Origin of the sequence: Microbacterium sp. ZKA21, from assembly GCF_050434165.1 — a bacterium.
GTDB lineage: Bacteria > Actinomycetota > Actinomycetes > Actinomycetales > Microbacteriaceae > Microbacterium.
The window spans coordinates 175,792-196,670 of sequence record NZ_JBNPVV010000005.1; the positions used below are offsets into that span (position 1 = coordinate 175,792).

Genomic DNA, 20,879 nt, shown 5'->3' on the forward strand with positions numbered 1-20,879 from the left:
TCAGTACGACCGCAGCAGGTCGGTCAGCACCCGCTGACCGAAGACAAGCGAGTCTACGGGAACCCGCTCGTCGACCCCGTGGAACATGCCCGTGAAGTCCAGGTCCGCAGGCAGCCTCAGCGGTGCGAACCCGTAACCGGTGATCCCGAGCGTCGAGAGCGCCTTGTTGTCCGTGCCCGCTCCGAGCAGGTACGGGATCACCGGGACGCCGGGGTCGTGCCTGCCGAGAGCCGCGACCATCGCGTCGACGAGCTCGCCGGCGAACGGCACCTCCATGCCGATGTCGCGGACGACGGTCTCGATGACGATGTCGTCGCCGATGATCTGCTGCAGTTCGGCGAGCACTTCATCCTCGGTGCCGGGGAGGACCCGTACATCGACGAGCGCCTCCGCGCGCTCGGGGATCACGTTGTGCTTGTACCCCGCGCTCAGGACGGTCGGGTTGGCCGTCGTCCGGAAGGTCGAACGGAGAAAGGCCTCGGCGGGGCCGGATGCCGCGGCCAGCGCGTCGGGGTCGTCCACCGACCGGCCGCTCAGGTCACTGAGACCCTGCAGCAGCGCTTCGGTCGTCGGTGTGAGCCGGATCGGCCAGCGCGTGCGGCCGATCTTGGCCACCGCCTCGGCGAGACGCGTGATCGCGTTCTCCTCGTGGAGGCGACTGCCGTGGCCTGCACGCCCCTTGGCCACGAGACGGATCCAGATGAGCGCCTTCTCGCCCACCTGGAGCAGATAGGCGCGTCGATCATCGACGGTGATCGAGTAGCCGCCGACCTCGCTGATCGCGTCGGTGGCGCCCTCGAACCACTCGGGCCGGTCTTTCACGACCAGTGCGGATCCTTCGACCCCGCCGTTCTCCTCATCGGCGAAGAACGCCAGCACCAGATCGCGCTCCGGCTGCTCCCCCGAACGCAGGATGTCGGCGACCGCGGTGAGGATCATCGCGTTCATGTTCTTCATGTCGACGGCACCGCGGCCCCACAGCATCCCGTCGCGGACGACGCCGGCGAACGGATCGACGCTCCAGTCCTCGGCCATGGCGGGGACGACGTCCAGATGCCCGTGCACGACGAGCGCCGGTTTCGTGCGATCGCGACCGGGGACGCGCGCCATGACGTTCGTGCGCCGCGGGATCGGCTCGTAGTACTCGGTCTCGAGGCCGAGGCTCTCGAGGTACGCGCCGACGTACTCGGCCGCCTCGCGTTCGCCCTTGGCGTTGCCGCCGCCGAAGTTCGACGTGTCGAAGCGGATCAGGTCCTGCGCGACGCGGACGACCTCTGGCAGCTGCGGATCGGACATGCCCCCAGGCTATCGAACGCGGGCGGCACGCCCGGCGGGCGCCCTGGTTCGAAGCACTCGCGAGAACGTGCTAATCTCATTCTTCGGTCGGCAACGACGAATTCATCACCTGCGCGGGTGGCGGAATAGGTAGACGCGCTAGCTTGAGGTGCTAGTGCCCGAATAGGGCGTGGGGGTTCAAGTCCCCCCTCGCGCACAGATAGGCCCCGGATCTTCGGATCCGGGGCCGTTCTCGTCTCGGATGCGTTCGCGCTTCGCCGGCCACGATCGCCACAGGCGTGAACTCGCGGGTCACGCCACCGCATCGGCGGTGGCGTCGTGGTTGCGCTCGAGCCACCGAGTGAGTTCGACCGTGAGCGCTTCGGGCGCGTCCAGCTGGATCAGGTGCCCTGCATCCGCGATGGCGGCGAGGGAAGAACGGGGAATGAGAGCTTCAAGCTGTGCCGCGCGGTTCGCTGGGATCCACGTGTCCTCAGCGCCCCGGATGATGTGCACCGGCCCCGATCCGATGCCAGAGCGCCGACGACCAGGGTGTCCCGTGCAGGAAGACGAGAGGCGGGCCGGGTCGGGCCGAGCCTGAATCGTTGCATCGTGCCCAGACGTTAGCCTGTGGCGATGAGTACCCGACAAGCCGCTGTTCACACCATCGCCGTGCGTCTCATCGATGTCTCCGACGGCAACAACCTCAGAGTCGCTGTCGATGGGCGCACGGCATCGGGGAAGACGACGTTCGCTGACGAACTAGCCGAAGAGCTCGAATCGCTCGGACATGCCGCCATCCGCGCTTCCGTCGACGGGTTCCATCGTCCGAGGGCGGAGCGCTATCGTCGCGGACGCATGTCGGCCGAAGGCTACTACCGGGATGCTCGAGACAACGAAGCCATCGTCTCGCTGCTGCTCAGACCACTCGATCGCGGCGGCGACCGACTCATCAGAACGCAGTCGTTCGACCTGACCAGGGATGAGCCGTTGAACGAAGAACCGCGGCTCGCGGACGAGAACGCTATCCTCATCGTCGACGGCACCTTCCTCCAGCGTCCGGAACTCGCCGGTCACTGGGACGTCGTCGTCTTCATCGAGACGGATCCCGTGGTCTGTCTCCAGCGGTGCGTGCAGCGTGATGCCGAGCGCCTCGGCGGAGAGGCGCAGGCTCGGATGTCCTACGAGAACCGCTACCAGCCGGCGTACGAACTGTACGAGACCGAAGCGCACCCTGCGCGCACAGCCGATATCCTCGTCGGCAACGACGACCCTGCCCGGCCGTTGATCTCCGTGCCCGCCGGCAGTCGGATCGGACCCGTGACTGCTCCCATGTAGTCGTGTCCGTATCGAAGCCGTGCTTCCGCGCGGACCCATGGACGCGGGAGGGGCGAACGCGACACGGCGATTCACACATCGATGGCGCACCGTCAAGGGGCTCGAACCCGCACGGGCGCCGGCGTACGGTTGCGTGATCGAGGGAAGGAAGATCGAATGAGCGATCCGCAGAACACACGGGGCGTGCCCGGAGAGAGCGAAGAGGCGGACACGGCATCCGGAGGGCCGGCAGAGCGGGTCGACGGAACCGCCCCGGAGCCCGAGACCGCCGACGGAGCAGGCGAGGACTCAGACGAGGACGGATCGGACGACGATCACTGACCCGCCCGCATGAACTCCTCGGCCGCGCGGACCTGCGCATCCGAGGGACGGATGCCGGTGTAGAGGACGAACTGCTCCAACGCCTGAAGCGTCGCCACCTCGGCGCCGCTGATAACCGTCTTCCCGGAACCGCGCCCGGCGACGACGAGGGGCGTCTCGGCAGGCAGTGCGACGACGTCGAACACGACCGAAGCGGCGGCGACCGTGCTCTCGGGGAAGGCGAGGGTGTGCTCCTCCGACCCGCCGGCCATGCCGATCGGTGTGACGTTGACGATGATGTCCGCTGTCCGCTCCCCCAGTTCGGGGATCCAGCTGAAGCCGTACAGGTCCGCGAGCCCCCGGCCCGCCTTCTCATTGCGCGCCACGATCGTGACGTCGTGGAACCCCGCGTCGCGGAACGCCGCCGCGGTCGCCTTCGCCATTCCTCCCGAACCGCGCAGCAGGACGGACGACTCAGGGTCGAGAGCGTTGCGTTCGATGAGCTGCGCGATCGCCGAGTAGTCCGTGTTGTAGGCGGTGAGCACGCCCTCGTCGTTCACGATGGTGTTCACCGATTCGATCGCCGTCGCCGAGGCATCCATCCGATCGACGAGCGCGATGACCGCTTCCTTGTACGGCATCGAGATCGCGCATCCACGGATCCCGAGACCCCGGACACCCGCGATGGCCTGGGCGAGGTCCGTGGGCGCGAACGCCTTGTAGATCCAGTTCAGCCCGAGCGCCTCGTACAGGTGGTTGTGGAAGCGCGTGCCGTTGTTGCTCGGGCGGGCCGAGAGCGAGATGCACAGCGTCATGTCCTTGTTCAGCATGGTCACCGCATCAGATTACGCCGCGCGATCCGCTCACCGCATCAGAGCGCACCGACACCGAACACGAGGCCGAGCACATAGGTGATCGCCGCCGCCCCGAAGCCGATCGCGAGCTGGCGGAGCGCCCGCCGCAGCGGCGGACCCCCGGACAGGATGCCGACCATCGCGCCGGTCGACAGGAGCGCGATCCCGACGAGGACGAGAGCGACCACGACGGCCGCCGTGCCCTGCATCCCGAAGATCCACGGCAGCACCGGGACGATCGCGCCTGATGCGAACAGCAGGAAGCTGGAGATCGCGGCGGTCCAGTCGCTGCCGACGATCTCGTGGTCGTCTCCTGCGGTCCGGATCGGGCCGGTCGAGGTCGCCCGCACTCCGGCCTGCGCAGCCGTCACGATGCGGCGCGCACGGTTCAGCGCCTCGGCCTCATCCATGCCGCGCGCGCGGTAGACCAGGGCGAGTTCGTTCTCGTCGATGTCGAGATCGGCGGCCGAATCATGGGCGTCGTCATTCGCCTCGGTGGACGCCAGCAGTTCCCGCTGCGAGCGGACCGAGACGAACTCTCCCGCCCCCATGGACAATGCGCCGGCCAGCAGACCCGCGATGCCGCTGAACAGCACGAAGCTGGCGCTCACCCCCGTCGCGCCGATGCCGAGCACCAGAGCGAGGTTGCTCACGAGTCCGTCATTGGCGCCGAAGACCGCGGCACGGAAAGAGCCGGACAGTCGGCGGCGACCTCGCGCTGCCAGTCCGCGGACGACCTCGTAGTGGATCTTCTCGTCGGCGCGCATCGCCGGGGTCGCGTACTGTTCGGTGTCGTACGGAGAGCGCGCCTCGGCGCTCTGCGCCAGCGCGAGTACGAAGATCGATCCGAAGCGTCCGGCCATCCAGCCCAGCAGCCGAGAGCGGATGCCGGCTTGGGGCAGCCGCTTCGGCTCACCGCCGAGCAGGTCGAGCCAGTGCTGCTCATGTCGGCGCTCGGCGTCGGCGAGGCTGAGGAGAATGTCCCGTTCCTCTCCCGTCCGGCGCGCTGCGAGCTTCTGATACACGGATCCCTCGGCGCGCTCCTCCACGAGGTACCGCGCCCAGCGTCGACGATCGGCGGGGGTCGGCTCGGCGGAAGCGGGCGCGCTCATCGGATCTCCTGATTCGGTGGGGATGCTTCAACGCTATCGACGCCACCTGAGCCGGCCCGCCGGAATCCGCGGATTGACAGCATTTCGGGCCCCCGAACCCGGCGGATCGCCCGCAGCGCTCAGCGGCTCTTCACACGCTTGCGCAGCACGTCGATGCGCGACTGCAGCTGCGCGACCGTCGCCTGTGCGACCGCCGGCCCGCCGCAGATCCGCCGCAGTTCGGCATGCACCGCGCCGTGAGGCTCGCCGGCCTGCCTGGCATAGAGACCGACCAGACTGTTCAGCAGCTGGCGCTGCTCGCGCAGCGTCCGGTGCAGAGGCGGCGGCAGAGTGGTCACGGCCTCCGGACCCTGCTCGGCCTCGCGCGCCTCCCGCAGCTTCGACTGTCGAGCACTGCGCTGCATGAGCAATTCGTGGACGTGCTCGGGTTCGAGGAGGCCGGGGATCCCGATGAACTCCTCCTCCTCGGGCGTCCCGGGTTCTGCGAGCTGACCGAAGTCCTTGCCCTCGAACACGACGCGGTCGAAGTGCGCCAGTGACGAGATCGCCTGATAACTGAACTCCTGCGTCAGGGCATCCGACGCGTCGTCCTCGCGGTTGGCACTGTCGAGCAGCGAGTCGTCGAGTCCGTCGTCGTCCTTGGACTGTCGATCGAGCGCGTGATCGCGCTGCTTCTCCATCTCGTTCGCGAGGCCCATGAGGACCGGGACGTTCGGCAGGAAGACGCTCGCAGCCTCACCCCGACGCCTGGCGCGCACGAAGCGCCCGATGGCTTGAGCGAAGAACAGCGGCGTGGACGACGACGTCGCGTACACGCCGACGGCCAGTCGCGGCACGTCCACGCCTTCGGACACCATGCGCACCGCCACCATCCAGCGCGCGTCGTTCTGACTGAACTTCTCGATCCGCTCCGAGGCGGCCGCATCGTCGGAGAGCACGATCGTCGGCTGCTGCCCCGTGATGCTGTGCAGGATCTTGGCGTAGGCGCGCGCGACCGTCTGATCGGTGGCGAGCACCAGGCCCCCGGCATCCGGTACATGGTGACGGATCTCGGTCAGGCGGCGATCCGCGGCCGACAGCACCGCGGGCATCCACGCGCCCTCGGGGTCGAGTGCCGTGCGCCAGGCCTGGGAGTTGACGTCCTTGGTGTTGTCCTGCCCGAGGTGGGCCTCGAGCTCATCGCCGGCGCTGGTGCGCCAGCGCATCTTGCCGGAGTACATGTGGAACAGCACGGGCCGAACGACGCCGTCGGCGAGGGCGCGACCGTAACCGTACGAATAGTCCGTGCTCGAGATGCGCGCGCCGGACTCGTCCGGCAGGTACTCGACGAACGGGATCGGGGCGGTGTCGCTGCGGAACGGCGTGCCGGAGAGCAGCAGACGACGCTTCGCCGGTCCATAGGCATCCCGAATCGCATCGCCCCAGCTGAGCGCGTCGCCACCGTGGTGCACTTCGTCCAGGATGACGAGCGTCTTGGCGTCCTCTGTGAGGTGGCGGTGCACGGACGACTTCGCCGCGACCTGGGCGTACGTCACCACGACCCCGTGGTAGTGGGACGCCGGTGCCCAGTGACTGTTGCGGAAACGCGGGTCGAGGCGGATGTGCACGCGTGCCGCGGCATCCGCCCACTGGGTCTTCAGGTGCTCGGTCGGAGCGACCACGATGATGCGGTTCACCTCGCGCATCCGCAGCAGTTCGACGGCGAGCGTCAACGCGAAGGTCGTCTTTCCTGCGCCCGGCGTCGCCGCCACGAGGAAGTCGCGCTTGTCCTCCTCGAAGTACTGCTCGAGCGCCTCCTGCTGCCACGCCCTCAGCTTGCTGGCGGTACCCCACGGAGCGCGCTGGGGGAAGGACGGAGAGAGCATCGACTCCACGATAATCGCTCCCACGGACACCGGGGGTCAGCCGCCCCCGCGAGAGCCGGACGGCCGGTAGGCTCGAAGCCTGCGAGGCCGCGATCCCTGGCTCCGCGAGCTTTCGAGGAGAGTGCGATGACCGATCTGGAATCATCCCGGACCCCTTTCATCCCGAACGAGGGCCCGCACCCGTGGCGCCGCTTCGTGGCCATCGGCGACTCGTTCACAGAGGGCATCGGCGACCCGGATCCAGCCGCCCCTGGCGGACATCGCGGCTGGGCCGATCGCGTCGCGGAGGTCCTCTCCCGGCAAGTCGACGATTTCGCATACGCCAACCTCGCCGTTCGCGGCAAACTCATCGCTCAGATCGTCGCCGACCAGATCGAGCCGGCCGTCGCGCTGCGCCCGGATCTCGTCTCGATCTGCGCCGGCGGCAACGACGTCATCCGCCCCGGTACGGATCCGGACGCCATCGCCGTCCAGCTCGAGGATGCCGTGGCCCGGCTCGCCTCGACCGGGTCGGCCGTCGTGCTCTTCACGGGGATCGACACGGGCTTCACGCCCGTGTTCCGCGCGTTCCGCGGCAAGGTCGCGATCTACAACGAGAACGTTCGGGCGATCGCGGACCGGCACGACTGCATCGTCGCCGATCAGTGGGCGCTCAAGACCGTGCAGGACCCCCGCTTCTTCGACGATGACCGGCTGCACTACAACGCGCTCGGCCACCACGAGGTGGCGCGCATGGTGCTGCGCGCGCTGAACGTGCCGAACGATCTGCAGGCGATGCAGCCGGACGCGCTGCCGGTGCGCACCTGGCGCGAAGCGCGCTCGGAGGATCTCGGCTGGGCACGCGAGCACCTCATGCCCTGGGTGCTGCGTCGGCTGCGTCATCAGTCCTCCGGCGACGACGTCGCGGCCAAGCGCCCTGATGCCGTGCCGTACGAGATCCGCGCGTCCGAATAACACCGCGTCGCACGCATGACATCCGCGATCGGTCAGCGCGATACCGCCTGCGCCGTCTCGAGTCCGTGCCGTTTTGATCGCCGACGGCAGTGCTGCCGTCGTCATCCTGCTGGCAGGAGTGCTTCCACATCTCGTCTGGTCTCTCGAGGTCGGCGCAAACCAGGTTTCGAATCCCTCCGCCCGTATAGGAAGGGCCCGGGCAACCCCGGAATTCGAACGCTCGCTGGGAGATCTGAGCTCTCCAGACCGGCGCTCCCCTAGGCTCACACAGATGCGTACAAACAGACGCGGTGTCGGCGCCCTACCCCAGGCATCACCGTGAGTCTCGACCGCTCCACGTCATCGGGGAGCGCCAGACAGGGACGCGCCGCCCTGATCATCGCGTCGCTGGTCGGCATCCCCGTGGCGGTCCTGCTGACCTGGCCGCAGGCATTCGGGGCGCAGCGCCTTCCCGGCATCGCCCAGCTCATCGCCTTCCGCGCCCCGCTGGCACTTGTCCTTCTGGTCGTCGCCATCGTCGCGACAGGAGCGTTCCTGCTGTTCCGACGGCAGGCACAGGTTCTGGCGTGCATCGCCGCAGGGATCGCGATCGCTGCTCTCGCTGCGAGTGCCGGGAACGCCGGTGTGAGCGCCTCGGTCTCATCCATGCCGCGCGCGCGGTAGACCAGGGCGAGTTCGTTCTCGTCGATGTCGAGATCGGGTGGCGTCCGACCGATGGAGACGGACCGGTGATCGTCGCAGCTCATCCGGCCCCTCCCCTGCCCGAGAGCATGGACGACTGGAGAGCAGGACTGCAGTGGATCGCCGAGCAGTGCAGCGTGCTCGGGCCCGACGTCATCATCGCCGGAGATCTCAACTCCACGGTCGATCACCTGGATCTCGGGCACTGCCAGGATGCCGCAGCGCAGGCCGATGCTGCAGCCACGGGTACCTGGCCTTCCACAGCCCCGGCGTGGTTGGCATCGCCCATCGACCACGTCCTGGCCGGGTCTGTGTGGGCTGTGCTCGATGCACGGGTCATCACGCCGTCAGCGCCCGGCGGCACCGACCATCGCCCGATCGTCACGGTGCTCGAGGCGCGATAGTAGAGGAGAGTCGTCAGCATGGCGCGACTGGCTGAGCTGGGTGTCTGGTGACAATCCGAGGGTGTCATCTCGTCGCGTAGAACGCGACTGCCGACGCCGCCGCGACGTTCAGCGAGTCGACCCCGCCAGACATGGGAATCGTGACGCGACGGTCGAGGATGCCGTCTGTGACCGGCGCGAGGCCGTGGCCTTCGGTGCCGAACACCAGCGCGAGCTTCTCGTGGTCTTCAGCCACGAGTTCATCGAGCGTGAGCGCGCCCTCCCCCAGCGTCATTCCGGCCACGACGCAGCCGGCCCGCTGCAGCTCGCGGATGCCAGGGAGCCACTCGGGAATCCGTGTCCACGGCACCTGGAACACCGTTCCCATGGAGACGCGAACGGAGCGACGGTACAGGGGATCCGCGCAGTCCGGCGACACCAGAACGGCGTCGAGTCCGAGCGCAGCCGCATTGCGGAAGACTCCCCCGACGTTGGCGTGGTCGGTCAATCCCTCCAGGACGGCGATCCGCGGGCGGGCTGCACGCGCAGCATCCTGCAGCAGCTGCGCGACCGAGGGGAGCACCGGTCGGTGCATGGACGCCAGCGCGCCACGGTGCACGGCGAAGCCCGTCACACTCTCGGCGACCTCGTCGGGCACGAGATAGACCGGCACATCACGATCACCGAGGATCGACTGCAACCCCGCGACCCAGCGCCGCTGCGTCATGACAGAGCGCGGCGCGTGGCCGGCGGCGCACGCCCGCTCGATGACCTTGGCCGACTCGGCGATGTAGAGTCCGCCTTCCGGCTCGCGCACACGACGCAGCGCGGTGTCGGTGAGGTTCCGGTAGTCGTCGAGTCGCGGATCGTCGGCGTCGGTCACATGCTGGAGGTCCACCCATCCACTCTGCCACCTCGGGGACCGGGACCCGGAGCGCCTTGTCCGCGCACGCCCAGCGCCCTACCGTGGTCGCGAGGGAAGGAGCCCCGATGGCTGAAACCGCGCGCCGTCCGCAGCGGATGCTGCATGTCTGGCCTGCGATCGTCGGCGTCGTGTTCGCCGCTGCGCTCATCGTGATCCTGTACATCGGCCTCGCCGGCGCCGACATGCCCGGGGAAGTCCTCACCGCCGCCGCTTTCGTCTATCTCGGTTCGGCCGCCCTCGGACACCGCGCCGCGGCGTGGCCGCTGTTCGGCGCGACCTTCGTCCTCATCGGAGTCGGGATCGCCGTTCAGCCCTTCTCACCGTCGTGGGCCATGGTCGTGATCGTCGCAGCGCTCGTCGTGTACGGTCTCTTCCGCGGTCGGCTGCATCCGACGTGGGGTCTCCCTCTCCAGGCGGTCGCGATGCTCCTGGTGATCGCTCTCGTCCTGCTCGTCCCGGTTCTCCCCGCACCCTGGGGCGCCGTACTCGTCGGCGTGGGGCTCCTGCTGCATGCCGGCTGGGATGCGCATCACCTCCGCACACGACGCGTCGTCGTCTCGACCATGGCGGAGTTCTGCGCCGCGCTCGACACCTGCCTCGCCATCGGCGTCATCGTGCTCGCCCTCCGGTGAGCTCCCTCAGGCGACAGGCTCTAGACTCGCTCAGGGAGGTTCCGTGAGCGTGACGATGACTGCCGATCTGGCTGATGGCGTCGCGCGCACCGTGGAACTGCTCCAGGGCAAGAGGATCGCCCTGCTCACAGGAGCGGGGATCTCGACCGATTCCGGCATCCCCGCCTACCGCGGAGAAGGAGCCACGACGCGTGCGGATCCGATGACCGCACAGCGCTTCCTCGCGGACGAATCCGCCCGGCGGCGCTACTGGATCGGCGGCCACCTGGGTTGGCACGCCTTCGCGAAGGCCGCACCGAACCCCGGTCACCTCGCGCTCGCCGAGATGGAACGCGACGGCCTCGTGAGCGGTGTCATCACCCAGAACGTCGACGGGCTGCACCTGCGCGCCGGCAGTTCGCACGTCATCGAGGTGCACGGCACGATGCGGCGCGTGCTCTGCCTGCACTGCGGCCAGGTCTTCGACCGCCGCGACATCGCCGCCCAGATCGAAGACCGCAATCCCTGGATCACGGTGCCGGAGAGCATCCCGCTGAACCCGGACGGCGACGTCACGCCGGCGACGGCCGACGGGTTCGTCGTACCGACCTGCTCCGTCTGCGGCGGGATGCTGAAGCCCGATGTCGTGTTCTTCGGTGAGTTCGTCCCGGCCGACCGCTTCCGCGCCGCCGAGTCGCTGCTCCGCGCGAGCTCGGCGATGATCGTCGCCGGTTCGTCGCTCGTGGTCAACTCCGGGGTCCGCCTCGTCGAGCGCGCCAGGCGCCGCGGCATCCCTCTCATCATCATCAATCGCGAGCCGACCAGGGCGGATTCCTGGGCGGACGTGACGCTCGCGGGCGGCACGAGCGATGTCATCCCCGCGATCCAGGAGCAGCTCTCATGACTCTGATCACCCTCGTCCGCCACGGACAGACCGACTGGAACCTCGACCGCCGCATTCAGGGGTCGACGGACATCCCGCTGAACGACACCGGCCGCGGGCACGCGCTCGAGGCCGCAGCCGCCCTGGCGGACGGCACCCACCACGCGATCTACGCCAGCCCGCTCGTCCGCGCGCACGAGACCGCGCGGATCATCGCCGGAGAGCTCGGGCTCGACGAGCCGGAGCTGGTCGCCGACCTGCGCGAGCGGGAGTTCGGCGAGGCCGAAGGGATGCTGGTCGCCGACTACATCTCGGCCTACGGCGACTGGCATGCCGATGTCCCCGGTGCTGAAGCGTTCGACGAGGTGCGCGACCGCGCGCTCAGCGCCCTGGACATCATCGCCCGCAGCTCGCGCCGCCGTTCGGCGCCGGCCGCGGAGTCCGTGATCGTCGTCGCGCACGGCGGAGTGATCCGCGCGCTGCTGGACCACGCGTCCGGTGGAACCATGCCGTTGGTGGGCGTACCGCTCGCGAACGGCTCGGTGCACCGGTTCGAGGCGTCACCCGGCGTGCTGCGGCTGCTGGAGACCGTGCCGGTTCAGTAACCGTCAGCGCCTGCGGCGCAGCACGCTGCGCGCATGGCGCAGCACGGGCTCGTCGATCATGCGTCCTTCGTAGCGGAAGACGCCGCGCTCCCCGACGGCCGCCGCCAGCACGCCTTCGGCCCAGGCCACCTCTGCCGCGTCGGGCCGATAGGCGTCGCGGATGACCGCGACCTGACCCGGGTGGATGCATGCCGTCGCCGAGAACCCGCTCGCCGCGGCATCCTGCGCCTCCGCGGCCAGACCGTCGAGATCGTCGATCGCGATGTGCACGGCGTCGATCGCAGCCTTGCCGCGTGCCCCGGCCTCGAGCAGCACGCGCGAGCGCGCGTACCGGGCGATGTCGCGGTACGCGCCGTCCCAGCGTCGGCTCGACGTGCCGCCCAGCGACGCCACGAGATCCTCGGCACCCCACATGAGCCCGACCACGCGTTCATGGGCCGCAAGGCGATCCGCGGCGGCGACGCCGCGCGCGGTCTCGCACAGCGCGATCAGCGAGAATCGCGGATCGAAGGCATCCAGAGCTGACGGATCCTCCGCCTTCGCCACCATGACCGTGCGGAAGTCGGTCTGCGACAGTGTCGCCAGGTCGCTCACGAACTCGGCCGAATCCGCGGCGTTGACGCGAACGATCACCCGATCCGGATCCACATCCGCGTCGATGAGGTTCCCCCGCGCCGCGGCCTTGTCGGCTGAGCCGACGGCGTCCTCGAGGTCGAGGATGACGGCATCCGCACGATCGAGCGCCTTCGCGAAGCGCTCGGGGCGATCCGCCGGGCAGAACAGCAGGGCAGGGCCGAGTTCGAAGGTCATGCGTCCCCCTCCGGAAGGCAGTGCACGAGCACCGTTCGCACAGCCGTCGCGACGACGATGCCGTCCTGGCTGCGACCGGTGTGGGCGATCGTGCAGATGCCCTGTCCTGGTCGGGAGGACGACAACCGCTTGTCGGTGACGGTGCTCTCCGTATACAGGGTGTCGCCGGCGAACAGCGGATGCGGGAAGCGGATGTCGCTCAGCCCGAGCTGGGCGACCAGCGTGCCCTGGGTCAGCTGAGCCACGGACGAGCCGACCATCGTCGACAGCGTCCACATCGAGTTCATCAGCGGGCGACCGAACTCCTGGGTCGCGGCGTACGCGGCATCCAGATGCAGCGCTTGCGTGTTCATCGTGAGCGTCGTGAACAGGACGTTGTCGGCCTCGGTGGCGGTGCGACCCGGACGATGCAGATACGTGGCATCGAGATCGAACTCCTCGTAGTACAGGCCGCGCTGGACGATCTCCGTCATGATTCCACGCTACCCGGCGAGTCCGAGCGCCCGCGCGATCACGAGCAGCTGGACCTCTGTGGTGCCCTCGCCGATCTCGAGGATCTTCGAGTCCCGGTAGTGCCGCGCCACCGGAAATTCGTCCATGAAGCCGTTGCCGCCGAAGATCTGGGTCGCATCGCGCGCGTTGTCCATCGCCGCCTCCCCCGCGACCAGCTTCGCGATCGCCGCCTCCTCGCCGAAGGGCTTGCCGTTGCCGCGCAGCCGGGCGGCATGATGCCACGCGAGCCGCGCGGTGTGCACGCGTGCGCGCATGCGGGCGAGTGTGAACTGGGCGTTCTGGCGGGTGCTGAGCGCCGCACCGAACACCGTGCGGCTGCGGGCGTAGGCGGTCGCCTGTTCGAGGCATCCCTCCGCCGCGCCCGTGGACAGGGCCGCGATCGCGACGCGCCCTTCGTCCAGGATGCTGAGGAAGTTCGCGAAGCCGCGGCCCTCCTCGCCGAGCAGATTCCCCTCCGGCACGCGGGCATCGACGAACGTGAGCGGATGCGTGTCCGACGCACGCCAGCCGAGCTTGTCGTAAGGCGGCTCGACGGTGAATCCGGGCGTCCCGTTCGGGACGATGATGGTCGAGATCTGCTTGCGCCCGTCGCGCTCGCCGGTGACGGCGGTCACCGTGACGAACCTCGTGATCGGCGTGCCGGAATTCGTGATGAACTGCTTCGCACCGTTGATCACCCACGCGCCGCCGTCGCGGCGGGCCGTGGTGCGCGTCGCGCCGGCATCGCTGCCCGCCTCGGGCTCGGTCAGCCCGAACCCGGCGAGGGCGCGCCCTGCGAGCAGGTCCGGCAGCAGCTCTTCTCGTTGCGCATCCGTGCCGAATCGGAACACCGGCATGGCGCCGAGACTGACACCGGCCTCGAGAGTGATCGCGATCGACTGGTCCACCCGGCCGAGAGCCTCGATGGCGATGCCGAGCGCCATGAGATCGCCGCCCTGCCCCCCGACCTCCTCGGGGAACGGCAACCCGAACAGTCCCAGCTCGCCCATCTGGCGTACGACGTCCAGGTTCAACGTGTGCGTCCGATCCGCCTCGTACGACTGCGGGGCGACGACGGTCTCGGCGAAGTCGCGGACCATTCCGGCGAGTTCGCGCTCTTCTTCGGTCAGGTCAGTCATGGCTCTCCTCCGCCTCGACGCGCGCGACCGGTTGGTCGCGTCGCACCTGGTCGCCCTGCGCGACCAGGAGATGCACCGTGCCGTCGTGCGGCGCGAGCACCGGATGCTCCATCTTCATCGCCTCGATCGAGGCGATGACGGCTCCCTGCGCCACCCGCGCACCCTCGGCGACGTGGACCGCGACGACGCTGCCCGGCATCGGTGCCCGGACCTCCGGGTGGGTCGCGAGGACTTCGGGATGCTGAGCAGCCAGCCGGTGATCCATGATCTGGCGTCGGGTGAGCGGACGCAGCCGGGCGGTGCGACCGGCCTCGGAGATCCAGACGGAAGCGTCGGGGGCGCATGCTGCTTGGACAGGAACGCGTGTCGACTCGCTTCGCTCGCTCGACGAGCGGGAGTGGGTGCGCTCGTCGCTCAACGAGCGGGAGGGGGCCGGCTCGTTCGCCGAGTGGGCGGGGGCGAAGACGACGTCGCCGTCGTCGGTCAGGAAAGCGATACGTCGTGCCGCGGCATCCGATCCGCTCAATCGCCACCCCGGCAGAGCGGCCCACACCGCTCCCGCGTTCCATCCGCGAGACGTACTCTGCGGAGTGAGACTTGGCCTGCCTGGCTCGGTCTCAACCTGCAACGCACGTCTCGCGGCATCCAGCATGGCGTCCGACGGCGGGGGTGCAGCGAACGGCAGCAGGGTCTCGATCAGGCCGGTGTCCAGGTCGGCGTCGATGACACGGGGATCGTCGCACAGCGCTCGAAGGAACGCGATGTTCGTCTCGACCCCGAGCACGACCGTCTGCGCGAGCGCCTCGTCCAGCCGCGCGAGGGCCGCCGTACGATCGTCGTCCAGGGCGATCACCTTGGCGATCATCGGGTCGTAGAAGCCCGTGATCTCGGAGGCGGTCTCGATCGCGGCATCCACGCGCACACCGACCGGCGCGGCGAACCGCAGAACGTGCCCCGTCGACGGCAGGAATCCGCGCTCCGGCGACTCCGCGTACACCCTGGCCTCGATCGCGTGGCCCGTCGCACGCGGAACCGCGGGCAACGGCTCGCCTGCTGCGACCCGCAGCTGCAGCTCGACGAGATCGAGCCCGGTGACGGCCTCCGTGACGGGGTGCTCGACCTGCAGCCGCGTGTTCATCTCGATGAAGAACACCTCGTCCGCGGCATCCGCGTCGATGAGGAACTCCACCGTCCCCGCACCGACGTAGTCGACGCTCGCCGCCACCCGGACCGCTTCGCTCCAGAGCCGCTCGCGCAGCGCGTCGGTGATGCCCGGCGCGGGCGCCTCCTCGATGACCTTCTGGTGCCGGCGCTGCAGCGTGCACTCGCGCTCGCCGATCGCGACGACGGTGCCGTGGGTATCGCCGAACACCTGCACCTCGAGGTGGCGAGGACGACCGATGAGCCGCTCGAGCACGAGGGCGTCGTCGCCGAAGGATGCCGCAGCTACGCGCCGGGCCGAACTCAGCGCCGCCGCGAGCCCATCGGCATTCCGCACGATCTCCATGCCCTTGCCGCCGCCGCCGGCACTGGGCTTCACGAGCAGCGGGTACCCGATCTCGTTCGCGCGGACGCCGATCTCGGCATCCGAGAGGCCGGCCGCATCGAACCCCGGAACCACAGGGACACCGCGTTCGGACACATGCGCACGGGATCGGGCCTTGTCGCCCATGATCTGCAGCGCCTCGATGCCGGGTCCGATGAAGGCGAGGCCCGCTGCCGCGCACGCCTCGGCCAATGCGACGCTTTCCGACAGGAAGCCGTAGCCGGGGTGCACCGCCTCTGCGCCGCTCTCACGCGCCGCCGCGATGATCGCCTCGACGCGAAGATAGGAGTCCGCCGCCGGTGCCGGTCCGATCCGCACGGCATCATCCGCCTCGCGGACGTGCGGGGCACCGGCATCCGCATCGGAGTAGACGGCGACGCTGCGGATGCCGAGCGCCGTGAGCGTGCGGATGATCCGGCGCGCGATCTCGCCTCGGTTCGCGATCAGGACGGAGGAGAACATGGCCATCACATCCGGAAGACGCCGAAGCCCGGCGCGGGCAGTGGAGTGCGGGAGACGACGTCGAGAGCGAGGCCCAGCAGGTCGCGCGTGCGATCCGGGTCGACGATGCCGTCGTCCCAGAGCCGGGCGGTGGCGTAGTACGGCTCGCCCTGATTCTCGTACTGCGCACGGATCGGATTCTCGAACGCGGCGCGCTCATTCGCCGTCCACGATTCGCCGCGCGCCGTGAGCTGGTCCTCCTTGACGGTCGCGAGCACGGAGGCCGCCTGGTTTCCCCCCATGACCGAGATGCGACTCGCCGGCCAGGTCCACAGGAAGCGCGGCGAATAGGCGCGTCCGCACATCGAGTAGTTGCCGGCACCGAACGAGCCGCCGATGATGACGGTGAGCTTCGGGACGCGCGTGGTCGCGACGGCCGTGACCATCTTCGCGCCGTCCTTGGCGATGCCGCCAGCCTCGGCGACGGATCCCACCATGAAACCCGTGATGTTCTGCAGGAACAGCAGGGGGATGCCGCGTTGATCGCACAGCTCGATGAAATGAGCTCCCTTGAGGGCGGATTCGCTGAACAGGACTCCGTTGTTCGCGACGATACCCACCGGGTGCCCGTGCAACCGGGCGAATCCTGTCACCAGGGTCGTACCGTAGTCAGGCTTGAACTCCAGCCAGGATCCGCCGTCGATCAGCCGGATGATGACCTCGTGCACGTCATAGCCCGCGTTCACGTCCACCGGCACGACGTCGTACAGGCTGCCGGTCTCGGCCGGTGCGACGGCCTCGCCGACTTCCCAGGCCGGTTCCCGTGGAGCACGAAGGGTCGACACGATGTCGCGAAGGATCTCCAGAGCGTGCTCGTCGTCCTCCGCGAGATGGTCGACCACGCCGGAACGGCGGGCGTGCAGCTCTCCCCCGCCCAGTTCCTCGGCGGAGACGATCTCGCCGATGGCGGCTTTCACGAGAGGCGGTCCGCCGAGGAAGATCGTCCCCTGGCCGCGGACGATGACGCTCTCGTCGCTCATCGCGGGCACGTACGCACCGCCGGCCGTGCATGAGCCGAGCACGGCTGCGAGCTGCGGAACTCCGGCCGCCGAGAGGCGCGCCTGGTTGAAGAAGATGCGGCCGAAGTGGTCGCGGTCCGGGAAGACTTCGTCCTGCTTCGGGAGGAACGCGCCGCCCGAATCGACGAGGTACAGGCAGGGCAGACGATTCTCCAGGGCGATCTCCTGCGCACGGAGGTGCTTCTTGACCGTCATCGGCAGGTAGCTGCCGCCCTTGACGGTCGCGTCGTTGCACACCACCATCACGTGGCGACCGTGCACCAGCCCGATCCCGGCGATCACGCCTGCACCAGGGACTTCCCCGTCGTACATGCCGTGGGCGGCGAGCGGGGCCACCTCGAGGAACGGACTGTCCTCGTCGAGCAACCGCGCGATGCGCTCACGCGGCAGCAGCTTGCCCCGCTCGACGTGACGGCGGCGCGAAGCCTCCGGTCCCCCCAGGGCGGCCTGCGCCAGCTTCTCGCGAAGGCGCTCCGCGAGCGCGTGCTGCGTCTCTGCCATCGTGGCGTCCTCCTCGACACACGAGAACTGGTGCCCGACCGGTGCGGTCGGTTAGTGTGCACTAACCCGTTCATTTAGGTTAGCGAGCATTAACTGAGATGACAACCCCGATCACGGCGCGCGATCGCGCCAAGGCCGAGCGCTCCGACGCCCTGCTGTCCGCCGCGGCCACGCTCTTCGCCGACCGAGGGTTCTCCGGCGTGAGCCTCGAGGACATCGGCGCTGCGGTCGGCGTCTCCGGACCCGCCGTGTACCGCCACTTCGCCGGGAAGCAGGCGCTGCTCGGCGCGCTGCTCGTCGGGGTCAGCCGTGATCTGGTGTCCGGCGGAACGGCGGTCTCCGAGGCCGCATCCGACGACGAGGGTCGGGTGCGCGCGCTGATCGGCTTCCACGTCGACTTCGCGCTCGGTCGTGCGCAGGTCATCCGTGTGCAGGACCGCGATCTCGCGCACCTCTCGGACGAGGACCGCGCCGAGGTCCGGCGGCTTCAGCGCGCCTACATCGAATTGTGGATGTCGGCGCTCGCACCGCTGCGTTCGGTCTCGACCGACGAACTGCGCCTGCGGGTGCAGGCGGGGTTCGGTCTGATCAACTCGACCCCGCACAGCACCCGCTCGGCCTCGCGCGCCCAGGCCGCCACTGCGGCCGTCCTCGCGGACATGGCGTACGCGGCGCTGACCGCCTGATGGCGTGACGGCCGGGGCCGTCACGCCATCAGCATCGCACGCCCCGGTTCCTCGAGGATGTCCGCGACATCCTTGAGGAAGCGCGCGCCCTCCGCCCCGTCGACGACGCGGTGATCGAACGACAGGCTCAACGTCATGACCCGGCGGATCGCCAGTTCGCCCTTGTGCACCCAGGGCTGCGGGCGGACGGCGCCGACCGCGAGGATGCCGGACTGACCCGGCGGCAGGATCGGCGTCCCCGCATCGATGCCGAACACGCCGATGTTCGTGATCGAGAACGTTCCCCCGGCGAGTTCCGCGGGTGAGGTGCGGCCGGATCGCGCGGTCTCGGTGAGGGCCGTCAATGCCTCGGCGAGGCCGATGAGCGACATCCGCTCGGCATCCCGGATGTTCGGGACGATCAGCCCGCGCTCGGTGGCCGCGGCGATGCCCAGGTCCACGTAGTGATGCTGCACGATCTCACCGGCATCCGCATCCCAGCGGGAGTTGAGCCCTGGAGTGCGCCCGAGCGCGAGGCAGACCGCCTTGGCGATCACGACGAGCGGCCCGATCCGCACCCCCGCCAGCGCCTTGTCGTCGCGCAGCGAGGCGATCAGCTCCATGGTCGCCGTGACATCGACCGTGTGGAAGCAGGTCACATGCGGTGCGGTGAAGGCGCTCTGGACCATCGCCTCGGCGGTGTGCTTGCGCACGCCGCGGATCGGGATCCTGCTCTCGCGCTCTCCGTCGACGGGCGCGCGCACTGGCGCGGCCGTCTGCCGCGCCGGGGCGGCAGCGGGTGCGACCCGGTCGGCATACGCATCGACATCGGCGCGCGTGATCGTGCGATCGCCGACCTCGGCCGCCACGAGTGCGAGGTCGATGCCCAGCCGTTTCGCGTACGCGCGCACGGGCGGCGTCGACCGAGGGCGTTCGCCCTGCACGGTCTCGATCGGTCCGGTCGGCAGGACGTCGTGCGGTGCGGCTTCCAGGACGGCCGTGTCCACGATGGATGCCGTGGCGCCGACCGTGCGGCGTGCGCGCCGCGCCGGGCGCGAGCCGCCCGTGGGCGCGGCGCCGTATCCGACCAGATTCGCCTGCGCGGCGGGTGCCGAGGCATCGGATGCCGCGGTCGCCTTGTCCTCGGCATCCGGCGTCGCCTCGGTCGGATCTCCCTCGATGTCGAAGGCGATCAGCGGCGCACCGACGGCGACGGTGTCGCCGGCTTGGGCGTGCAGCGTCGTGACGACGCCGTCGTACGGGGACGGGAGCTCGACGATCGCCTTCGCCGTCTCGACCTCCGCGAGCGTCTGGTTGAGCGCGACCGTGTCGCCGGGGGCGACCAGCCACTGCACGATCTCTGCTTCGGTGAGTCCTTCCCCCAGGTCGGGAAGTCGGAAATCGGTGGTCATGCGCCCGCCTCCGTCATGCTGTTCGGCCGGTCGAGCACGCGGTCCACAGCGTCCAGGATGCGGTCGAGATCCGGCAGATGGTGCTTCTCGAGCTTCGCCGGCGGATACGGGATGTCGTGGCCGGTGACGCGCAACGGCGGCGCTTCGAGGTACTCGAAGCAGCGCTCCGTGATGCTCGCGATGACTTCGGCGGCGACGCCGGCCTCGCGGGACGCCTCGTGGGCCACGACGACACGACCGGTGCGGCGCACGGACGCAGCGACCGTGTCGTAGTCGACGGGAGACAGCGATCGCAGATCGATCACCTCGAGGTCGATGCCGTCCTCCTCGGCGGCGGCTGCGGCATCCAGAGCCGTGCTGACCATCGCTCCATAGGTGAGCACGGTGGCATCCGCGCCCCGACGGACCACCTGTGCGAGGCCCATCGGCACGGTATCCGCGAGGGGCGCATCCAGGTCGACCTCGCCCTTGTGGTGATACAGCCGCTTCGGTTCGAAGAAGATCACCGGGTCGTCGCTTGCGATCGCCTGGCGCAGGCATCGGTAGGCGTCCTGCGGATTCGACACCGCGATCACCCGGAGTCCGGCGGTGTGCACGAAATAGGCCTCCGGCGACTCGGAGTGGTGCTCGGCGGCACCGATGCCGCCCGCCCAGGGGATGCGGATCGTGATCGGCATCTTCACCCTGCCCTGAGTGCGGTAGTGCAGCTTCGCGACCTGCGACACGATCTGATCGAACGCCGGGTACACGAAACCGTCGAACTGGATCTCGACGACGGGCCGGTAGCCGCGGAAGGCGAGCCCGACGGCAGCGCCGACGATGCCCGATTCCGCGAGCGGTGTGTCGATCACGCGCTTGGCGCCGAACTCGTCGATGAGTCCGTCGGTGATCCGGAACACGCCTCCGAGGCGACCGATGTCCTCCCCGAGGATCACGACCTTGTCGTCGTCGCGCATGGCCTGCGCGAGGCCGGCGCCGAGCGCCTTGCCGAGCGTCATCTCGGTCATC

The 20,879-nt window shown here is 69.1% G+C and carries 22 protein-coding genes and 1 tRNA gene; 10 read left to right on the top strand and 13 right to left on the bottom strand.

Annotation, left to right across the window (positions count from 1 at the left end; all coding sequences use genetic code 11):
• Positions 1 to 1,296: a M20/M25/M40 family metallo-hydrolase gene (locus tag M2317_RS12160; RefSeq protein ID WP_429460494.1), complete on the bottom strand. Its 1,296-nt coding sequence runs from the start codon at positions 1,294 to 1,296 to the stop codon at positions 1 to 3.
• Positions 1,297 to 1,407: 111 nt separating this feature from the next.
• Here M2317_RS12160 and M2317_RS12165 point away from each other — a divergent pair.
• Positions 1,408 to 1,492 (top strand) — tRNA-Leu (locus M2317_RS12165).
• A gap of 95 nt (positions 1,493 to 1,587) precedes the next feature.
• Here M2317_RS12165 and M2317_RS12170 read toward each other — a convergent pair.
• Positions 1,588 to 1,791, bottom strand: coding sequence for an alpha/beta fold hydrolase (locus M2317_RS12170; RefSeq protein ID WP_429460496.1), 204 nt, complete (start codon positions 1,789 to 1,791; stop codon positions 1,588 to 1,590).
• Between the two features lie 120 nt (positions 1,792 to 1,911).
• Between M2317_RS12170 and M2317_RS12175 the strand changes: the two genes are divergently transcribed.
• Both M2317_RS12175 and M2317_RS12180 read left to right on the top strand, forming a co-directional pair.
• Positions 1,912 to 2,613 (top strand): uridine kinase, encoded by a 702-nt coding sequence (locus M2317_RS12175; RefSeq protein WP_429460498.1) that lies wholly within the window; start codon positions 1,912 to 1,914, stop codon positions 2,611 to 2,613.
• A 156-nt stretch (positions 2,614 to 2,769) separates the two neighbouring features.
• Positions 2,770 to 2,934, top strand: coding sequence for a hypothetical protein (locus M2317_RS12180; RefSeq protein ID WP_429460500.1), 165 nt, complete (start codon positions 2,770 to 2,772; stop codon positions 2,932 to 2,934).
• On the opposite strand, the gene M2317_RS12185 is transcribed toward M2317_RS12180, so the two are convergent.
• The 3 genes from M2317_RS12185 to M2317_RS12195 all read right to left on the bottom strand — a co-directional run bounded on the left by M2317_RS12185 (position 2,928) and on the right by M2317_RS12195 (position 6,744).
• Positions 2,928 to 3,749, bottom strand: a complete 822-nt coding sequence (locus tag M2317_RS12185) for a shikimate 5-dehydrogenase (protein WP_429460502.1) — start codon at positions 3,747 to 3,749, stop codon at positions 2,928 to 2,930. The two genes, M2317_RS12180 and M2317_RS12185, sit on opposite strands and share 7 nt — an antisense overlap.
• Before the next feature lie 35 nt (positions 3,750 to 3,784).
• On the bottom strand, positions 3,785 to 4,879 hold the full coding sequence (locus M2317_RS12190) for a VIT1/CCC1 transporter family protein (protein WP_429460504.1): 1,095 nt from the start codon (positions 4,877 to 4,879) through the stop codon (positions 3,785 to 3,787).
• Positions 4,880 to 4,998: 119 nt separating this feature from the next.
• A complete protein-coding gene (locus tag M2317_RS12195; protein WP_429460506.1) occupies positions 4,999 to 6,744 on the bottom strand; it encodes a DEAD/DEAH box helicase in 1,746 nt (581 codons plus the stop codon).
• Between the two features lie 126 nt (positions 6,745 to 6,870).
• Here M2317_RS12195 and M2317_RS12200 point away from each other — a divergent pair, with 126 nt between their 5' ends.
• The 3 genes from M2317_RS12200 to M2317_RS12210 all read left to right on the top strand — a co-directional run bounded on the left by M2317_RS12200 (position 6,871) and on the right by M2317_RS12210 (position 8,783).
• On the top strand, positions 6,871 to 7,698 hold the full coding sequence (locus M2317_RS12200; protein WP_429460508.1) for an SGNH/GDSL hydrolase family protein: 828 nt from the start codon (positions 6,871 to 6,873) through the stop codon (positions 7,696 to 7,698).
• A gap of 318 nt (positions 7,699 to 8,016) precedes the next feature.
• Positions 8,017 to 8,361: a hypothetical protein gene (locus M2317_RS12205; protein WP_429460510.1), complete on the top strand. Its 345-nt coding sequence runs from the start codon at positions 8,017 to 8,019 to the stop codon at positions 8,359 to 8,361.
• A gap of 65 nt (positions 8,362 to 8,426) precedes the next feature.
• Entirely contained in the window at positions 8,427 to 8,783 is a 357-nt protein-coding gene (locus M2317_RS12210; protein ID WP_429460512.1) for an endonuclease/exonuclease/phosphatase family protein, read from the top strand.
• A gap of 64 nt (positions 8,784 to 8,847) precedes the next feature.
• On the opposite strand, the gene M2317_RS12215 is transcribed toward M2317_RS12210, so the two are convergent.
• Positions 8,848 to 9,660, bottom strand: a complete 813-nt coding sequence (locus M2317_RS12215; protein WP_429460514.1) for a TrmH family RNA methyltransferase — start codon at positions 9,658 to 9,660, stop codon at positions 8,848 to 8,850.
• 92 nt (positions 9,661 to 9,752) lie between these two features.
• Here M2317_RS12215 and M2317_RS12220 point away from each other — a divergent pair, with 92 nt between their 5' ends.
• The 3 genes from M2317_RS12220 to M2317_RS12230 are packed head-to-tail and all read left to right on the top strand — an operon-like array spanning position 9,753 to position 11,786.
• Positions 9,753 to 10,319 carry a hypothetical protein gene (locus M2317_RS12220; RefSeq protein ID WP_429460516.1) on the top strand — a complete coding sequence of 189 codons (567 nt, stop codon included), beginning with the start codon at positions 9,753 to 9,755 and terminating at the stop codon, positions 10,317 to 10,319.
• A gap of 55 nt (positions 10,320 to 10,374) precedes the next feature.
• A complete protein-coding gene (locus M2317_RS12225) occupies positions 10,375 to 11,202 on the top strand; it encodes a Sir2 family NAD-dependent protein deacetylase (protein ID WP_429460746.1) in 828 nt (275 codons plus the stop codon).
• Positions 11,199 to 11,786, top strand: coding sequence for a histidine phosphatase family protein (locus M2317_RS12230; protein ID WP_429460517.1), 588 nt, complete (start codon positions 11,199 to 11,201; stop codon positions 11,784 to 11,786). The genes M2317_RS12225 and M2317_RS12230 overlap by 4 nt, the downstream gene beginning before the upstream one ends.
• Before the next feature lie 3 nt (positions 11,787 to 11,789).
• Here the strand turns inward: M2317_RS12230 and M2317_RS12235 are convergent, their stop codons facing one another.
• The 5 genes from M2317_RS12235 to M2317_RS12255 are packed head-to-tail and all read right to left on the bottom strand — an operon-like array spanning position 11,790 to position 17,794.
• Positions 11,790 to 12,596 (bottom strand): HpcH/HpaI aldolase/citrate lyase family protein, encoded by an 807-nt coding sequence (locus tag M2317_RS12235; RefSeq protein WP_429460519.1) that lies wholly within the window; start codon positions 12,594 to 12,596, stop codon positions 11,790 to 11,792.
• On the bottom strand, positions 12,593 to 13,069 hold the full coding sequence (locus tag M2317_RS12240) for a MaoC family dehydratase (RefSeq protein WP_429460521.1): 477 nt from the start codon (positions 13,067 to 13,069) through the stop codon (positions 12,593 to 12,595). The genes M2317_RS12235 and M2317_RS12240 overlap by 4 nt, the downstream gene beginning before the upstream one ends.
• A gap of 9 nt (positions 13,070 to 13,078) precedes the next feature.
• Complete coding sequence (locus M2317_RS12245) at positions 13,079 to 14,227, bottom strand: acyl-CoA dehydrogenase family protein (protein ID WP_429460522.1); 1,149 nt, start codon at positions 14,225 to 14,227, stop codon at positions 13,079 to 13,081.
• Positions 14,220 to 16,241: an acetyl/propionyl/methylcrotonyl-CoA carboxylase subunit alpha gene (locus tag M2317_RS12250; protein WP_429460524.1), complete on the bottom strand. Its 2,022-nt coding sequence runs from the start codon at positions 16,239 to 16,241 to the stop codon at positions 14,220 to 14,222. Before M2317_RS12250 ends, M2317_RS12245 begins: the two co-directional genes overlap by 8 nt.
• The gene (locus M2317_RS12255; protein ID WP_429460526.1) at positions 16,241 to 17,794 is read right to left on the bottom strand and encodes a carboxyl transferase domain-containing protein; all 1,554 of its coding nucleotides are present in this window, start codon (positions 17,792 to 17,794) and stop codon (positions 16,241 to 16,243) included. Before M2317_RS12255 ends, M2317_RS12250 begins: the two co-directional genes overlap by 1 nt.
• A gap of 98 nt (positions 17,795 to 17,892) precedes the next feature.
• Here M2317_RS12255 and M2317_RS12260 point away from each other — a divergent pair, with 98 nt between their 5' ends.
• On the top strand, positions 17,893 to 18,480 hold the full coding sequence (locus M2317_RS12260; protein WP_429460528.1) for a TetR/AcrR family transcriptional regulator: 588 nt from the start codon (positions 17,893 to 17,895) through the stop codon (positions 18,478 to 18,480).
• 20 nt (positions 18,481 to 18,500) lie between these two features.
• On the opposite strand, the gene M2317_RS12265 is transcribed toward M2317_RS12260, so the two are convergent.
• Together M2317_RS12265 and M2317_RS12270 are read right to left on the bottom strand one after the other, a co-directional pair.
• The gene (locus M2317_RS12265; protein ID WP_429460529.1) at positions 18,501 to 19,871 is read right to left on the bottom strand and encodes a dihydrolipoamide acetyltransferase family protein; all 1,371 of its coding nucleotides are present in this window, start codon (positions 19,869 to 19,871) and stop codon (positions 18,501 to 18,503) included.
• Positions 19,868 to 20,878: an alpha-ketoacid dehydrogenase subunit beta gene (locus M2317_RS12270; RefSeq protein WP_429460530.1), complete on the bottom strand. Its 1,011-nt coding sequence runs from the start codon at positions 20,876 to 20,878 to the stop codon at positions 19,868 to 19,870. Before M2317_RS12270 ends, M2317_RS12265 begins: the two co-directional genes overlap by 4 nt.
• Between the last annotated feature and the right edge of the window lies 1 nt (position 20,879).

Excerpts from the sequence above, each read along its gene's own strand:
- M2317_RS12160 (WP_429460494.1), bottom strand. The coding sequence starts at position 1,296 with ATGTCCGATCCGCAGCTGCCAGAGGTCGTCCGCGTCGCGCAGGACCTG.
- M2317_RS12175 (WP_429460498.1), top strand. The coding sequence starts at position 1,912 with ATGAGTACCCGACAAGCCGCTGTTCACACCATCGCCGTGCGTCTCATC.
- M2317_RS12180 (WP_429460500.1), top strand. The coding sequence starts at position 2,770 with ATGAGCGATCCGCAGAACACACGGGGCGTGCCCGGAGAGAGCGAAGAG.
- M2317_RS12190 (WP_429460504.1), bottom strand. The coding sequence starts at position 4,879 with ATGAGCGCGCCCGCTTCCGCCGAGCCGACCCCCGCCGATCGTCGACGC.
- M2317_RS12195 (WP_429460506.1), bottom strand. The coding sequence starts at position 6,744 with ATGCTCTCTCCGTCCTTCCCCCAGCGCGCTCCGTGGGGTACCGCCAGC.
- M2317_RS12200 (WP_429460508.1), top strand. The coding sequence starts at position 6,871 with ATGACCGATCTGGAATCATCCCGGACCCCTTTCATCCCGAACGAGGGC.
- M2317_RS12220 (WP_429460516.1), top strand. The coding sequence starts at position 9,753 with ATGGCTGAAACCGCGCGCCGTCCGCAGCGGATGCTGCATGTCTGGCCT.
- M2317_RS12225 (WP_429460746.1), top strand. The coding sequence starts at position 10,375 with ATGACTGCCGATCTGGCTGATGGCGTCGCGCGCACCGTGGAACTGCTC.
- M2317_RS12230 (WP_429460517.1), top strand. The coding sequence starts at position 11,199 with ATGACTCTGATCACCCTCGTCCGCCACGGACAGACCGACTGGAACCTC.
- M2317_RS12235 (WP_429460519.1), bottom strand. The coding sequence starts at position 12,596 with ATGACCTTCGAACTCGGCCCTGCCCTGCTGTTCTGCCCGGCGGATCGC.
- M2317_RS12240 (WP_429460521.1), bottom strand. The coding sequence starts at position 13,069 with ATGACGGAGATCGTCCAGCGCGGCCTGTACTACGAGGAGTTCGATCTC.
- M2317_RS12245 (WP_429460522.1), bottom strand. The coding sequence starts at position 14,227 with ATGACTGACCTGACCGAAGAAGAGCGCGAACTCGCCGGAATGGTCCGC.
- M2317_RS12250 (WP_429460524.1), bottom strand. The coding sequence starts at position 16,241 with ATGGCCATGTTCTCCTCCGTCCTGATCGCGAACCGAGGCGAGATCGCG.
- M2317_RS12255 (WP_429460526.1), bottom strand. The coding sequence starts at position 17,794 with ATGGCAGAGACGCAGCACGCGCTCGCGGAGCGCCTTCGCGAGAAGCTG.
- M2317_RS12260 (WP_429460528.1), top strand. The coding sequence starts at position 17,893 with ATGACAACCCCGATCACGGCGCGCGATCGCGCCAAGGCCGAGCGCTCC.
- M2317_RS12265 (WP_429460529.1), bottom strand. The coding sequence starts at position 19,871 with ATGACCACCGATTTCCGACTTCCCGACCTGGGGGAAGGACTCACCGAA.
- M2317_RS12270 (WP_429460530.1), bottom strand. The coding sequence starts at position 20,878 with ATGACCGAGATGACGCTCGGCAAGGCGCTCGGCGCCGGCCTCGCGCAG.